The sequence below is a fragment of the Curtobacterium sp. MCBA15_016 genome, assembly GCF_001865105.1.
Lineage (GTDB): Bacteria > Actinomycetota > Actinomycetes > Actinomycetales > Microbacteriaceae > Curtobacterium.
This window is the reverse complement of sequence record NZ_MJGR01000026.1, coordinates 48341-61664: the sequence shown is the minus strand read 5'-3', so window position 1 is coordinate 61664 and position 13324 is coordinate 48341. Positions and strand designations below refer to the sequence as shown.

At 72.2% G+C, this 13324-nt stretch carries 15 protein-coding genes; 9 read left to right on the top strand and 6 right to left on the bottom strand.

Translation table 11 applies throughout. The annotated features are described in order from the left end of the window. The 5 genes from BIV03_RS11760 to BIV03_RS11740 all read left to right on the top strand — a co-directional run. Nucleotides 1-933: carbohydrate ABC transporter permease (locus BIV03_RS11760; RefSeq protein WP_071295840.1), on the top strand; the 933-nt coding region annotated here is incomplete at its 5' end. Beyond that, nucleotides 926-1846 (top strand): carbohydrate ABC transporter permease, encoded by a 921-nt coding sequence (locus BIV03_RS11755; protein WP_070417845.1) that lies wholly within the window; start codon nucleotides 926-928, stop codon nucleotides 1844-1846. The genes BIV03_RS11760 and BIV03_RS11755, both read left to right, overlap by 8 nt. Before the next feature lie 32 nt (nucleotides 1847-1878). Next, the gene (locus BIV03_RS11750; protein ID WP_071295839.1) at nucleotides 1879-3204 is read left to right on the top strand and encodes an alpha-L-fucosidase; all 1326 of its coding nucleotides are present in this window, start codon (nucleotides 1879-1881) and stop codon (nucleotides 3202-3204) included. Continuing rightward, complete coding sequence (locus tag BIV03_RS11745) at nucleotides 3204-3530, top strand: L-rhamnose mutarotase (RefSeq protein ID WP_071295838.1); 327 nt, start codon at nucleotides 3204-3206, stop codon at nucleotides 3528-3530. The genes BIV03_RS11750 and BIV03_RS11745 overlap by 1 nt, the downstream gene beginning before the upstream one ends. Continuing rightward, entirely contained in the window at nucleotides 3527-4483 is a 957-nt protein-coding gene (locus BIV03_RS11740) for an aldo/keto reductase (RefSeq protein WP_071295837.1), read from the top strand. The genes BIV03_RS11745 and BIV03_RS11740 overlap by 4 nt, the downstream gene beginning before the upstream one ends. Nucleotides 4484-4620: 137 nt before the next feature. Here BIV03_RS11740 and BIV03_RS11735 read toward each other — a convergent pair whose 3' ends face one another. From BIV03_RS11735 to BIV03_RS11710, 6 genes are all read right to left on the bottom strand, one after another. Next, a complete protein-coding gene (locus BIV03_RS11735; RefSeq protein WP_071295836.1) occupies nucleotides 4621-4899 on the bottom strand; it encodes a GlsB/YeaQ/YmgE family stress response membrane protein in 279 nt (92 codons plus the stop codon). A gap of 96 nt (nucleotides 4900-4995) precedes the next feature. Continuing rightward, entirely contained in the window at nucleotides 4996-5673 is a 678-nt protein-coding gene (locus BIV03_RS11730) for a FadR/GntR family transcriptional regulator (RefSeq protein WP_083295185.1), read from the bottom strand. A gap of 72 nt (nucleotides 5674-5745) precedes the next feature. Continuing rightward, complete coding sequence (locus tag BIV03_RS11725) at nucleotides 5746-6492, bottom strand: SDR family NAD(P)-dependent oxidoreductase (protein WP_071295835.1); 747 nt, start codon at nucleotides 6490-6492, stop codon at nucleotides 5746-5748. Next, the gene (locus BIV03_RS11720; RefSeq protein ID WP_071295834.1) at nucleotides 6489-7358 is read right to left on the bottom strand and encodes a fumarylacetoacetate hydrolase family protein; all 870 of its coding nucleotides are present in this window, start codon (nucleotides 7356-7358) and stop codon (nucleotides 6489-6491) included. Before BIV03_RS11720 ends, BIV03_RS11725 begins: the two co-directional genes overlap by 4 nt. A gap of 41 nt (nucleotides 7359-7399) precedes the next feature. Beyond that, a complete protein-coding gene (locus BIV03_RS11715; RefSeq protein WP_071295833.1) occupies nucleotides 7400-8239 on the bottom strand; it encodes an amidohydrolase in 840 nt (279 codons plus the stop codon). A 74-nt stretch (nucleotides 8240-8313) separates the two neighbouring features. After that, nucleotides 8314-8577, bottom strand: a complete 264-nt coding sequence (locus BIV03_RS11710; RefSeq protein WP_071295832.1) for a glutaredoxin family protein — start codon at nucleotides 8575-8577, stop codon at nucleotides 8314-8316. Between the two features lie 73 nt (nucleotides 8578-8650). Between BIV03_RS11710 and BIV03_RS11705 the strand changes: the two genes are divergently transcribed. The 4 genes from BIV03_RS11705 to BIV03_RS11690 all read left to right on the top strand — a co-directional run bounded on the left by BIV03_RS11705 (nucleotide 8651) and on the right by BIV03_RS11690 (nucleotide 13268). Next, a complete protein-coding gene (locus BIV03_RS11705; protein ID WP_071295831.1) occupies nucleotides 8651-9628 on the top strand; it encodes a PrsW family intramembrane metalloprotease in 978 nt (325 codons plus the stop codon). 90 nt (nucleotides 9629-9718) lie between these two features. Beyond that, the gene (locus BIV03_RS11700; protein WP_071295830.1) at nucleotides 9719-11407 is read left to right on the top strand and encodes an adenosylhomocysteinase; all 1689 of its coding nucleotides are present in this window, start codon (nucleotides 9719-9721) and stop codon (nucleotides 11405-11407) included. Next, a complete protein-coding gene (locus BIV03_RS11695; RefSeq protein ID WP_254790867.1) occupies nucleotides 11404-12774 on the top strand; it encodes an amidohydrolase family protein in 1371 nt (456 codons plus the stop codon). The genes BIV03_RS11700 and BIV03_RS11695 overlap by 4 nt, the downstream gene beginning before the upstream one ends. Continuing rightward, the gene (locus BIV03_RS11690) at nucleotides 12771-13268 is read left to right on the top strand and encodes a cupin domain-containing protein (RefSeq protein WP_229085765.1); all 498 of its coding nucleotides are present in this window, start codon (nucleotides 12771-12773) and stop codon (nucleotides 13266-13268) included. Before BIV03_RS11695 ends, BIV03_RS11690 begins: the two co-directional genes overlap by 4 nt. Nucleotides 13269-13324: the final 56 nt, after the last annotated feature.

Sequence of the window (13324 nt, the reverse complement as noted above, 5' to 3'; positions counted from 1 at the left end):
GTCGCGACCGCGGTCGCGACGGGCACCGCGACGCCCCGGCCCAAGGGCGGTGACGCCGACGGCGTCGTCGGTCGGCGCTCGTGGTGGGGCGCCGCCTTCGCCGCGCCGCACTCGATCGGGCTGGTCGTCTTCACGGCGTTCCCGATCATCGCCTCCCTCGTCGTCAGCTTCATGAACTGGCCGATGCTCGGCGAGCGCAGCTTCGCCGGCATCGAGAACTACGCCAGGCTCTTCGCCGACCCGGTGTTCCGGACGGTGACGCTCAACACGGCCCTGTTCGTCGTGCTGTACGTGCCGCTCAACCTCGTCGTGTCGCTCGGGCTCGCCGCCTGGCTGACGCCGCGGATCGCCGGTCGACACGTCTTCCGTGTGCTGTTCTTCATCCCGACCATCACGCCGATCGTCGCGAACGTCGTGGTGTGGCGGATGCTCTACCAGCCGGGCGGCGCGATCGATGCCTCCCTGCAGTCGACGGTCGGCGTGCACGCGCCGAACTTCCTCGCCGACGAGCACTGGGCGATGCTCGCCATCGTCGCGATGAGCGTCTGGCAGGGCTTCGGGTACAACATGCTCATCTTCTCGGCGGCGCTCGACGCCGTGCCCGAGAACCAGATCGAGGCGTCGCAGCTCGACGGCGCGAACGCGTGGCAGACGTTCTGGGCGATCAAGTTCCCGCTCATCTCGCCGTCGGTGTTCTTCGCCACGATGATGACGCTGATCACCTCGTTCCAGGTGTTCGTGCAGCCGTTCGTCCTCACCAAGGGCGGACCGGGCACGGCGACGGAGACCCTCGTGCAGTACATCTACAACACGGGCTTCCAGAACCAGCAGCTCGGGCTGGCCTCCGCCGGTGCCTGGGTGCTGTTCGTCATCATCCTCGGGATCACGGCCGTCCAGTTCCTCGGGCAGAAGCGGTGGGTGCACTATGAGTGAGCTGACCAAGCCCCGCACGAGCGGGTTCACGACGTCGAACCGCACGGTCAACCCGCGGTCCGTGCCCCGGACCGCCTCGGCACCCCGGCCCGGACGGCTCCGGCACGCGATCGGCTACGCGCTCCTCTGCCTCGTCGCGCTGCTCTTCGTCTCGCCGCTCATCTACATGGTGGCGACGAGCCTCAAGCCGGCGGACCAGGTGTTCACCACGCCGCCGACGCTCTGGGGACGCTCGCTCGAGTGGGACAACTACGTCCAGGCGTTCACCTACCTGCCGTTCGCCCGCTTCATCCTGAACGGGATCTTCGTGGCGGCCGCCGGCACCGTGATCAACGTCGTCGTGGCCGTGCTCTCCGGGTACGCGTTCTCGCGGCTGCGCTGGCGGGGACGGAACACCGTGTTCCTGCTCTTCCTGGTGACGCTGATGATCCCGCAGGACGTCCTCGTCATCCCGATGTACGTGATGATGCAGGGCTTCGGGTGGGTGGACACCTTCCAGGCGCTCATCGTCCCGTGGGCGTTCACGGCGCTCGGCGCGTTCCTGATCCGGCAGTTCTTCCTCACCGTGCCGCAGGAGCTCGACGACGCAGCACGCGTCGACGGCGCCGGCGCCATCCGGACCTTCGTCTCGGTGATGCTGCCGCTCGCCCGGCCGACGATGGCCGTGCTCGCGGTCTTCTCGTTCATCTCCTACTGGAACTCGTTCCTCTGGCCGCTCGTCGTGGTCAACGACGTCGAGGCCCACGGCACGATCCCGCTCGGCCTGCAGCAGTTCTTCGGGCAGCAGGGGTCCGAGTGGAACCTCGTGATGGCGGCCTCGGTGATCTCGATGCTCCCCACCGTGATCCTCCTCGTCCTGCTGCAGAAGCACCTCGTCAAGGGCATCGTCACCAGCGGCCTCGGCGGCCGGTGACGTGCTGTACTCGTGAAAGGAACACTGGCCACATGACCATCACCGCACCTGCAGAGCCGCAGACCGCGACCGATCCCTCCGGCCTGCCCGCGTGGTTCACCCACGACCGGTTCGGCATGTTCATCCACTGGGGGCTCTACGCCCTGCCGGCACGGCACGAGTGGGTGAAGAACCGCGAGCGGATCACCGACGCCGACTACCAGAAGTACTTCGACCACTTCGACCCGGACCTGTTCGACGCCGCCGACTGGGCGCGACGAGCACGTGAGGCGGGCATGAAGTACGTCGTCCTCACCACGAAGCACCACGAGGGCTTCGCACTCTGGGACAGCGCACTGACCGACTACAAGTCCACGAACACCCCGTTCGGCCGCGACATCGTGCGCGAGTTCGTCGACGCCGTCCGCGCCGAGGGACTGCGGGTCGGCTTCTACCACTCGCTCATCGACTGGCACCACCCGGACTTCACGATCGACGGCGTGCACCCGAGGCGGGACGACGACGACGAGGCGATCGCCGCGTTGAACGAGGGCAGGGACATGGCGCGATACCGCGGCTACCTGCACGGGCAGGTGACGGAGCTGTTGTCCGACTACGGGCGGATCGACTACCTGTTCTACGACTTCTCGTACCGCGACAACGACCACGAGGACATCTGGGGCGGCAAGGGCCGCGACGACTGGGGCTCCGAGGAGCTGTTGGCGCTGACCAAGCGGCTCCAGCCCGGCATCATCGTCAACGACCGGCTCGACCTGCCCGGGGACATCGTCACGCCGGAGCAGTACCAGCCGGACAAGCCGATGGAGGTCGACGGCGTCCAGGTGCCGTGGGAGGCCTGCCAGACCCTCAACGGCTCGTGGGGGTACGACCGCGACAACCTGAACGTCAAGAGCACCGACCTGCTCGTACGCATGCTCGTCGACGGGGTCTCGAACAACGGGAACATGCTCCTCAACGTCGGGCCGACCGGTCGTGGCGAGTTCGACGGGGTCGCCCGGACGGCGCTCGCCGGGATCGGCACGTGGATGCACCAGCACGCGCGGTCGGTGTACGGCGCCGGGCCGTCGACGTTCCGGGCGCCGGCGGGCACCGTCTACACGCAGAACGGGAACCGGCTGTACCTGCACCTCTTCACGTGGCCGTTCGAGCACGTGCACCTCGCCGACCTCGCCGGCCGGGTCGAGTACGCCCAGCTCCTGAACGACGCGTCGGAGATCCACTACCGCGAGATCGCGCCCGGCACCCGGGCGCAGAACACCGGCCTCGGCGGGCAGCCCGCGGGGACGCTGACGCTCACCCTGCCGATCGTCCGGCCGGACGTGGCGGTGCCCGTGGTCGAGCTCTTCCTGCGCGACTGATGCAGCGCATCCTGACGAGGACCCGGCTGCGGGCGGGGAGCGAGGCGGCGTACGAACGCGTGCACGCCTCGGTCCCGCCCGCGCTGGCGGCACGGCTCCGCGCGGCCGGGGTGCAGGACTGGACGATCTGGCGGGACGGGCAGGACCTCGTGCACCTCGTCGAGGTCGAGGACTACCGGGCGATGCGGAAGGCGCTCGCCGACGACCCCGTGAACGCCGAGTGGCAGGCGGTCGTGAACCCGTTGCTCGAGGCTGCCGACGACTACTCCGGCAGCGACGACGGTATCCCCCGGGTGTGGTCGCTCGCGGACCAGGTGGACGCGTGACGGCCCCGGACCTCGACTGCGGACCGTTCTGGTTCGGCGGTGCGGGGATCGGCAACCTGCTGCGCGAGGTGTCCGACGACGAGGCGCGGGCCACGGTCGACGCCGCGTGGGAGGCCGGGGTCCGCGGGTTCGACACCGCGCCGCACTACGGGCTCGGGCTGTCCGAGCGGCGGCTCGGAGCGGCACTCGCCGAACGGCCGCGGTCCGAGTACCTGGTGTCGACGAAGGTCGGACGCCTGCTCGTGCCCGGGCGGGGCGACGGGGACGACCTGGACTCCGGCGGGTTCGCGGTGCCGGACGACCTGGTCCGGCAGTGGGATCCCTCGCCGTCGGGCGTGCGGCGGTCCCTCGACGAGTCCCTCGGGCGGCTCGGGCTCGACCACGTGGACATCGCCTACCTGCACGACCCGGACGTGTACTCGCTGCGGGACGGGTTGACCCAGGCGCTGCCGACGCTCGTCGAGCTCCGGGACGAGGGGGTCGTCCGGGCGGTGGGCGTCGGGTCGAACTCCGTCGAGGCCCTCGAGGCAGCGGTCTCCACCGGCATGTGCGACGTGGTCATGCTCGCCGGGCGGTACACGCTGCTCGAGCAGCCGGCGGCGTCGCTGGTCGCACGGTGCGAGGACCTCGGGGTCGCCGTGGTCGCGGTCGGCGTCTACAACTCGGGGCTGCTCGGACGGGACAGGCCGGACGCCTCGGCGACGTACGACTACGCGGCGGCGCCGGCGTCGCTGGTCGAACGGGCGAACGCGATCGCCGACGTGTGCGAACGGCACGGCGTCACGCTGCCGGAGGCCGCGCTCGCGTTCCCGCGCCGGGCGGCTGCCGTCCGGGCGATCGCCCTCGGTGCGCAGTCGGCGGAGCAGGTGCGCTCGAACGTCGCTCGGGCCGGTGCGACGGTGCCCGAGGCGCTCTGGGACGACCTGCGCACGGCGGGCCTGCTCGCCGCCTGACGCGGGCGCCGCGCCGCGCGGCGGCCGGGCGCCCCGGCGCCGATCGCCGGCGCACAACGAAAGTCACCCCGAACCACGCGGATGCGCGGTTCGGGGTGACTTCGGTTGTGCGCCGGGTCGTGCCCGGCCACGTCCGACTAGCGGGTGCGGGCGCTCCGGCCGGCGAAGCGCGTGTAGATGAACAGCACGATGACGGCGCCGATGATCGAGCCGATGATCCCGGCGGGCTGGAAGAAGCCGTCCATCGGGTCGTGCTGGAAGATCAGGAACCCGAGGAACCCGCCCACGAACGACCCGATGATGCCGAGCAGGATGGTCATGGGGATCGAGATGTGCTGCTTGCCGGGGACGATGAGCCGCGCGAGGGCGCCGGCGATGAGTCCGATGATGATCAAGCTGATGATGAGACCGATCACGGTTTCCTCCTCGTGGGTGCGGTTGCCGCGGCATGGTTGCCGGAGTCAGGGCCGACAACCGACCCAACTCGCACCTGCCTGGGAAGACTGCCGGGTTCAGTCGAGCGAGCGCCGCAGCCAGCGCTCCACACCCTCGACGTGCGCCACGACGAGCGCCTGCACGAGCTGGGGGTCGCGGCGACGGATGGCGTCCACGATCGCCGCGTGCTCGTCGAGCGTGCGCTGCACGGAGCCGTTCTGCGTCAGGCCGCGCCAGACCCGCACCCGGACGGTCTTGCTCGACAGTGCGTCGAGCAGGCCGGACAGGTACTGGTTGCCGCCGATGCCCGCGATCGTCGAGTGGAACTGCAGGTCGTGGGCGACGAGGTCCTCGACGCCGGTGTCCTCGCCGACGGACTGCATGAGCGCGTGCAGGTCGTCGATCTGCTGCTCCGAGGCGCGGGCGGTCGCGAGGACGGCGGACGCGGGCTCGAGGATCCGCCGGACCTCGAGCAGGTCCACGAGCGAGCGGTCGTGGTGCATGTCGACGACGAAGGAGACCGCCTCGAGCAGGACGGTCGGCTCGAGCGACGTCACGTACGTGCCGTCGCCGCGCCGGACGTCGAGCACGCGGATGAGTTCGAGGGCCTTCACCGCTTCGCGGAGGCTGTTCCGCGACAGCCCGAGGGACTCGCTGAGCTCCTTCTCGGGCGGGAGGCGCTGCCCGGGTTGGAGCTCGCCGCTCACGATCATCTGCTGGATGCGTGCGATCGCATCGTCCGTCAGCGACGCCACGTCACCACCTCCTGCTCGGCCACTCGCCCACGCGAGCCGACACGACGACGATAGTCGCGCCTCCAGGGCCCATCAGGCGGGCCGGAGCCGGAGCGCCTGCATCCCGCCGTCGACCGCGAGGTCGACACCCGTCGTCGACCGGGCGAGCGGGCTCGTGAGGTAGGCGACGGCCTCGGCCACCTCCTCGGGCGCGACGAGGCGTCCGTGCGGTTGGCGTGCCTCCAGGGCCGCCCGTTCCGCTGCCGGGTCGTCGGCGCGCTCGAGCAGCCGCGCGACCCAGGGGGTGTCCGCGGTGCCGGGGTTGACGGCGTTGACGCGGATGCCCTCCCGGAGGTGGTCGGCAGCCATGGCGCGGGTGAGGGCGGCGATCGCGCCCTTCGTCGCGGAGTACAGCGCGCGCTGGGGCAGCCCCGCGGTGGCGGCGATCGAGCAGGTGTTCACGATGCTCGCGGCGTCGGAGTCGCGGAGGTGCGGCAGGCACGCGCGCGAGAGCCGGACCGCGCCGAGCACGTTCACCTCGTACACGCGGCGCCACTCGTCGTCGGGGTTGTCCTCGACGGTGCCCTGTGCGCCGATGCCGGCGTTGTTGACCAGGACGTCGAGGCCGCCGAGCTGCTCGACGGCGTCGGCGACCGCTGCCCGGACGGACGTGTCGTCACCGACGTCGCAGCGGAACGACAGGGCGTCGTCCGCGGGCTGCAGGTCGAGCACCGCGACGGTCGCACCTCGGTCACGGAGCGCGACGACGATCGCGGCGCCGATCCCCGAGGCGCCCCCGGTGACGACGGCCCGCAGGCCCTCGTGGGTCCCGGCGGTCATGCTGCGCCCATCGTCTGGCGCTGCGAGCCGAGGCCCTCGGCGGTGAGTTCGACGACGTCGCCGGCCTGCAGGTACGGCGCACCGCTGCCGAGGGCGACCCCCGCGGGTGTCCCGGTGCTGATGACGTCGCCCGGGTACAGGACCATGAACTGCGACAGGTACCGGACGATCTCGGCCGGCCGGAAGATCATGTCCCGGGTGCTGCCGTCCTGCCGGAGCTCGCCGTTCACCCGGAGCTGCAGCGACAGGGCGTTCGGGTCGAGGCCGTCCGCCTCGAGCGCGGACGGCGTGACGAGCCAGGGGCCGAGCGGGTTGAACGTCTCGCAGGACTTCCCCTTGTCCCACTGCCCGCCGCGTTCGAGCTGGAACGCGCGCTCCGAGACGTCGTTGGCGATGGCGTAGCCGGCGATGTGCGTCGCGGCCTCGTCCTCGGACGCGCAGTAGCGCGCGGTGGTGCCGATCACGATCGCGAGCTCGATCTCCCAGTCGGTCTTCGTGCTGCCGCGGGGGACGAGGACCTCGTCGTCGGGGCCGATCACCGTCATCGGGTCCTTCATGAACACGATCGGCTCGGTGGGGATGTCGGCGCCGGTCTCGGCGGCGTGGTCGCGGTAGTTCAGGCCGATGCAGACGACCTTGCCGGGGCGGGCGACGGGCGACCCACGCCGGAGACCGTCGGCCCGGTCGATCACGGGAAGGTCGCCGGCGGCGCGGGCGTGCCGCACGAGGGCGCCGGGGCCGGGGTCGGACGCCAGGAAGCCACCGCTGATGTCACCGGTGAGGCTCCGGAGGTCGAGCACCTCGCCGTCGTCGTCGATCGCGACCGGGATCTCGTCGCCCGCCGGGCCAAGTCGTGCGAACCGCATCGTTCCTCGCTCTCCTGCTGCGCCGGTGCAGCGGAAACATCCTATGTCTGAGTCGAGGCTCCGGCAAGGTAGATCCGCTCGGCCGTCCCGCGGAGGACAGCGTCGCGCTCGGTCGGCGACAGGTCGGCGAGGGCGTCGCTCGTCGTGTGCAGGACCTCGGCGTAGTCGGCGGCGAGCGTCGACACCGGCCAGTCGGAGCCGAACAGCGAGCGCTCCGGGCCGAAGTGCTCGACGACCGCGCGGGCGTACCGGGCGACGGGCCGTTCCCGCCAGCCGGTACCCGCCTCGGTGAGCAGCCCGGAGACCTTGCACGCCACGTTGAGCCTGGCGGCGACGTCCCGCATCCGGTCCGGCCACGAGGGGTCCCCGGTGTCGATCGACGGCTTGCCGGCGTGGTCGAGGACGAACGACGCCTCGGGTACGGCGTCGACGAGGGCGAGGGCAGCGTCGTGCTCCCGGGCCCGCACGAGCAGGTCGAACACGAGGCCGGCACGCGCGACGGCACGGACGCCGCGGACGACCTCCGGCCGGGCGAGCCACCCGGGGTCGGGCTCGTCCTGTGCCTGGTGGCGGATGCCGACGAGCCGCTCGCCGCCCGGACCGGTCGACGCCGACGCCACGCGCTCGGCCACGTCGGGCGCGGTCAGGTCCACCCAGCCGACGACGCCCGCGACCGGCGCGGGCTGCGCGAGGAGCCAGGCGGTCTCGCCCGCGTCGTGCACCGCCTGCACCGCGATCGTCCGCGTGACGGAGGTCCCGGTGGTCGCCGCGCGCAGGTCGTCCACGTCGAACCGTCGCCGGATCGGGGCGACCGAGTCGTCCATCCAGGGGTAGGGACGGTCTGCCGGATCCCAGAGGTGGTGGTGAGCGTCGATGATCACGCCGCCATCATGCCCGATTCATCCGATGTCCGGGCGGGGGAAACGGCGCGAGCGCGCCCCAGCGCGCCCGGGCGTCAGACGACGCCGGCGGCCTCGAGCTCCGAGCGCAGTTCGGCGTCCGACGGCTCGACGAAGTGCTTCCCGTTCGGCAGCACGACGACGGGGATGTTCTTCCGCCCGCTGATCTCCTCGGCGCGGTCGGCCGCGGTCAGGTCCGCCTCCACGTCGACGTACTCGTAGTCCACCCCGAGGGTGTCGAGCAGCGCCTTGGAACGGCGGCAGTCGCGGCACCAGTCCGCACCGAACATCGTGACCTTGTCGAAGGATGCATCGCTCATGCCCAGAGAGTACGTCCGACGGGCCCCGCGCATTCCCGTGACCCCCGGCGCGGCAGCGGAGCACCATGGCTCCATGAGCCTGTCCACGGACGTCCGCGCCGCTCACCCGCACCACCGTCACGGCTGGTGGTGGAAGACCCTCCTCGTCGGGTTCCTGCTCTGGGTGGTCACGATCGTCGTCACGATCACGACGCTGAACACGAACCTCGTCCCGACGATCATCCTGCTCGGCAGCTTCCTCGTGCCCTTCACGGTGGTGCTGTTCGTCATCGAGCGGGTGACCGGAACGGTGAGCACGATGCAGCTCATCGTCGCGTTCTTCGTCGGCGGGATCCTCGGCGTCCTCGGGGCGTCCCTGCTCGAGGCGAACCTGCAGCAGGACGCCCTCGTGTACATCGTCGTCGGGTTCGTCGAGGAGTTCGTCAAGGGCGTCCTGCTGCTGTTCGTCGGGTGGCGGGTCCGCCCGAAGACGGCTCGGCAGGGAGCACTCCTCGGGGCGACGGTCGGTGCCGGCTTCGCCGCGTTCGAGTCGGCAGGGTACGCGTTCAACGCGGCGATCACCGCGCGGGGCATCGACCTGGTGTCCCTGCTGCAGACCGAGGTCGTCCGTGCGGTGCTGTCCCCGGTCGGGCACGTGCTGTGGACGTCGATCCTCGGCGCCGTCCTGTTCGGCGCCGCCCGTGGTCGCGACCGGTTCCGGTGGTCGTGGGCCCCGGTCGTCGCCTACGTGGGGGTCTCCCTGCTGCACGGGCTGTGGGACTCGAACTCGACGATCTCGACCCTGCTGGCGTTCGTCGTGACGGGGACGCCGTTCTCGGCGGCGCGGAACGGGGTCGTCCCGGCGTCGATCGCCGGCGTCGCGACGACCCTGTACGTGATCGGGCTCGCGATCGTGTCGGCCGTCGGGGTCGTGGTCCTCGTCACGGTGCTGCGCCGGCACCGACGGCTCGACCGGAGCGCGAACGCGCTCGCCGGCCGGCCGGCACCCTGGTCGTCGTCGTCGGTCGGCGACGGATGGGACGGCACGCCCCCGCCGCACGTCCCGCGCTGACGAGGCCCCCGGCCACCCGCCGGACACGGGCGCGCCACCCGGCCACCCGCCGGACACGGGCACGCCACCCGCTCGCCCTACGATTGGGGCATGCCGCCAGGAGCCGACCCCGAGACCCGCGCCTGGGCCTCGGCGGCCGTCCGGCGCTTCGCGGGCGCGACGAACCTCCTCGTCGCCGCGCGCCGCTTCCGCATCGTCGGCGGCGACCCCCGCGACACCGCGGCGCTGCGCTCCCTGCTGACGGGGCTCGGCGCCCGCGAGGCGCTGCCCCACGAACCCGTCGACCAGCTCTGGTGCGCCGGTTCGCCGGAGGACTCCACGCCGGTCATCGAGCGCGAAGCCGACCGTCCCCGGGGCGCGACCCTCGTCGTGGTCGACGCCGGACGACACCTCCCCGCCGTCGACGAGGACGCCTTCGGCCCGGTCTCGATCGCCCGCCCCGGTGTCCTCGGGGTGCCGATGACCTCGGACGACGTCTTCCTCGTCTCCACCGGCCGCGACCCCGAGGACGACCCCGCCGCCGAGGCCCGCCTGCGCTGGGCCCGCCGGTCGATGCCCGTGTCGCGAGCGGTCGCCGCCGAGCTCCGCGACGGGGGACTCCTCCGTGGTACCCGGATCGGCGTCGCGATGTTCCTCGAGCCGAAGACCGCCGTGTTGAGCCTGCTCCTCCGTGACGCCGGCGCCGAGGTCGTCGTCTACGCCCACGCCGACGAGACCGACGACGCCGTGGCCGACGCGCTCCGGGCAGCCGGGCTGACCGTGTACGCGAGCAGTGCCGCCTCGCTCCCCGAGCAGCGGGCCCTCGCCCTCGCGATGCTCGACACCCGGCCGCACATCCTGCTCGACGACGGCTCGCACGTGATCCGTCTCGCGCACCAGGAGCGCCCGGACCTGGTGCCCACGATGCTCGGCGCAGCGGAGGAGACGACGAGCGGCCTCCGCCCGCTCCGCACCATGGCGGCGCGCGGCGAGCTCGGCATCCCCGTCGTCGCGGTGAACGACGCCCGCACCAAGACCTTCTTCGACAACCGGTACGGCACCGGGCAGTCGACGGTGTTCGCGGTGCTCGACCTGCTCGACCGGCTCCCGTCCGGCACGCACCGCGTGCTCCCGGGAGGCACGGCGGTCGTCGCCGGGTTCGGCCACGTCGGCGAGGGGGTCGCCCTGGTGCTCACGGCACTCGGTCTGCGGGTGACGGTCGCCGAGACGGACCCGGTCCGCGCCCTGCAGGCGCTCTTCGCCGGCCACGCCGTCGCACCCCTGGCCGAGGCGGTGCAGGATGCCGACCTCGTGATGAGCGCCACGGGGGTCGCCGACACGGTCGACCTCCGCGCGCTGCGGTCGTGCGCGGACGGCACGGTCGTCGCGGTCGCGGGCGGCGTCGACCACGAGGTGGCGCTCGACGACGCCCGAGCGGCCGGCGCCGAGCGGGTCCCGGTGGGTCCGAAGGCCGAGCGACTCGTGTTCCCCGGTGCGGACGGCGGCCCGATCGTGCTCGACGGCGGCGGCTGCATCAACATCACCGCTGCCGAGGGCAACCCGATCGAGATCATGGACCTGTCCTTCGCCGCACAGCTCGGCGCCGTCCGGATGCTCCTCGAACGGGGCGACGAACTCGACCGTGCCGTCGTGCCGATCGACCCCGCGGTGGACGAGGCGACCGCCCGCGCGGCGCTCGCCGCGTTCGGAGCGCCAGCCGCGCCTCCCGTGCCCCTCGCCGAGCACCCCGCCGACCGTGAGCCCGACGTCCGGACCCGCCGTTTCGGAGACCCGTCGTGACCGCCGGGCACCCCGTCACCGTCCACTCGGCGCGCATCGTCGTGCCGATGACCGCGCCGCCCATCGCCGACGGCGCCGTCGCGGTGCAGGACGGCCGCATCCTGCACGTCGGCGACCGGTCGTGGGTCGTCGACCAGCTCGCCAGCTCCGGCGTGCCCTTCACCGAACGGCCGTGGCGAGGTGCCCTCCTCCCCGGTCTCGTGAACGCGCACTCGCACCTGCAGTACACCGGCATGGCCAGTGTCGGGCAGCGGCAGTACAGCGGTTTCGAGGACTGGGCCCGCGCGTTCAACGAGGACTACGCCGAGCCGCACGACTGGCACGCCGAGGCGGCAGCCGGCGCGACGTCGTCGATCCTCGCCGGTGTGACGAGCATCGCCGACGTCGTCACGGACATCGAGGCGTCGACCGTGCTCGCCGAAGCGGGCCTCGGCGGCATCGCCTACTGGGAGGTCATGGACTGGGAGAACGCGGCCTGGCAGTCCCACGGCCGCGACCAAGTGCTCGCCGAACTCGAGCGGATCCCGACGGACCCGGGCGCCGGGCTCTCCCCGCACGCGCCGTACTCGCTCGACGTCGCCCCGCTGCTCGAACTGCCCGACATCGTGCGCCAGCGCGGCCTCCGGCTGCACCTGCACCTCGGCGAGGCCGCGTTCGAGGGTGAGCGCGTCGCCCTCGGGCCGGTGCCCGGGCTCGAGGGCGTCGACGGCGTCGGCCACGGCAACGACTGGCACCTGGCGAACGTGCCGTCCTTCCGGGCCATGCGCGCGCTCGGCTTCGGTGCGAGCGCGACCGCGTTCGTCGACCGGCTGGGCGTGCTCGGCCCCGACTGCCACATCGCGCACGGTGTGTACATGACCGCCGCCGACCGGGCACTGCTGCGCGCGCGGGGGACCGCCGTCGCGCTCTGCCCGCGCTCGAACGCCGTCATCGGGCTCGATCCGCCACCCGTCGCCGACTACCTGCGCGAGGGCAGCCCGATCGCGATCGGCACGGACTCGCTGTCGTCGTCGCCGTCCCTCGACCTGATGGCCGACGTCACCGCGCTGCACCGGATCGCCCGGTCGCAGGGCTACGGGCACCGCGACCTGCACGAACGACTGCTCGCCGCGGCGACCCTCGGCGGCGCGCACGCCATGGGGCTCGCCGTCGGGCCGGACCGGATCGGGCACCTCGCCGTCGGGGCACGCGCCGACCTGGCCGTCTTCGACGTCGACGCCCGGACCGTGCCGGACGCCCTCGCCGAACTCGTCGAGGACGGTGCCGGCCGTGCCGTCGCGACCGTGGTCCGCGGTGTCGTCCGGGCCGTCGACGGTGCGCTGACCGGCCCGCCCGCCCCACCTGATCGTTCCTTGGAGGAATCATGACCGAGACCGCACCCCGCCCGGGCATGGCCGCCCGTCGCACCGTCGACGGAACCCTGATCGAGTGGCTCGACGTGCCGAAGCGCGCCGTCGCCCTCGGCATGGAGCCGCACCCCGAGGGCGGCTGGTACGTCCGCACCTGGACCTCGCCCGCGACCGTGTCGACGCCGGCGGGTGACCGGCCCGCCGCGACCCTGATCCACTTCCTGCTGCCCCCGGGTGAGGCCTCGGCCTGGCACCGGGTCACGAGCGACGAGATCTGGATGTGGCACGGGCCGGACAGCGTCGACCTGCAGCTCGGTGGCGACGGCGACCAGCCCGAGCCCGGGGCGACGATCACGCTCGGCCCGGACGCCGGGCGCGACCGGGTGAACGACGCGCAGGCGTTCGTGCGCGGCGGCGTGTGGCAGCGGACCCTGCCGGGCGACGGCGAGGTGCTGCTGAGCTGCCTGGTGTCGCCCGGGTTCTCGTTCGACGACTTCACGCTCGCCGAGTAGTCGCGAGACATCCGTTTCGCGTTGGTATCCCAGCGCGAAGTACACTTCGTCCTGCC

Bases quoted from the DNA above. Each gene is read 5' to 3' on its own strand.
- BIV03_RS11745 (WP_071295838.1), top strand. From the start codon at position 3,204: ATGCAGCGCATCCTGACGAGGACCCGGCTGCGGGCGGGGAGCGAGGCG.
- BIV03_RS11750 (WP_071295839.1), top strand. From the start codon at position 1,879: ATGACCATCACCGCACCTGCAGAGCCGCAGACCGCGACCGATCCCTCC.
- BIV03_RS11700 (WP_071295830.1), top strand. From the start codon at position 9,719: ATGCCGCCAGGAGCCGACCCCGAGACCCGCGCCTGGGCCTCGGCGGCC.
- BIV03_RS11690 (WP_229085765.1), top strand. From the start codon at position 12,771: ATGACCGAGACCGCACCCCGCCCGGGCATGGCCGCCCGTCGCACCGTC.
- BIV03_RS11705 (WP_071295831.1), top strand. From the start codon at position 8,651: ATGAGCCTGTCCACGGACGTCCGCGCCGCTCACCCGCACCACCGTCAC.
- BIV03_RS11710 (WP_071295832.1), bottom strand. From the start codon at position 8,577: ATGAGCGATGCATCCTTCGACAAGGTCACGATGTTCGGTGCGGACTGG.
- BIV03_RS11755 (WP_070417845.1), top strand. From the start codon at position 926: ATGAGTGAGCTGACCAAGCCCCGCACGAGCGGGTTCACGACGTCGAAC.
- BIV03_RS11720 (WP_071295834.1), bottom strand. From the start codon at position 7,358: ATGCGGTTCGCACGACTTGGCCCGGCGGGCGACGAGATCCCGGTCGCG.
- BIV03_RS11725 (WP_071295835.1), bottom strand. From the start codon at position 6,492: ATGACCGCCGGGACCCACGAGGGCCTGCGGGCCGTCGTCACCGGGGGC.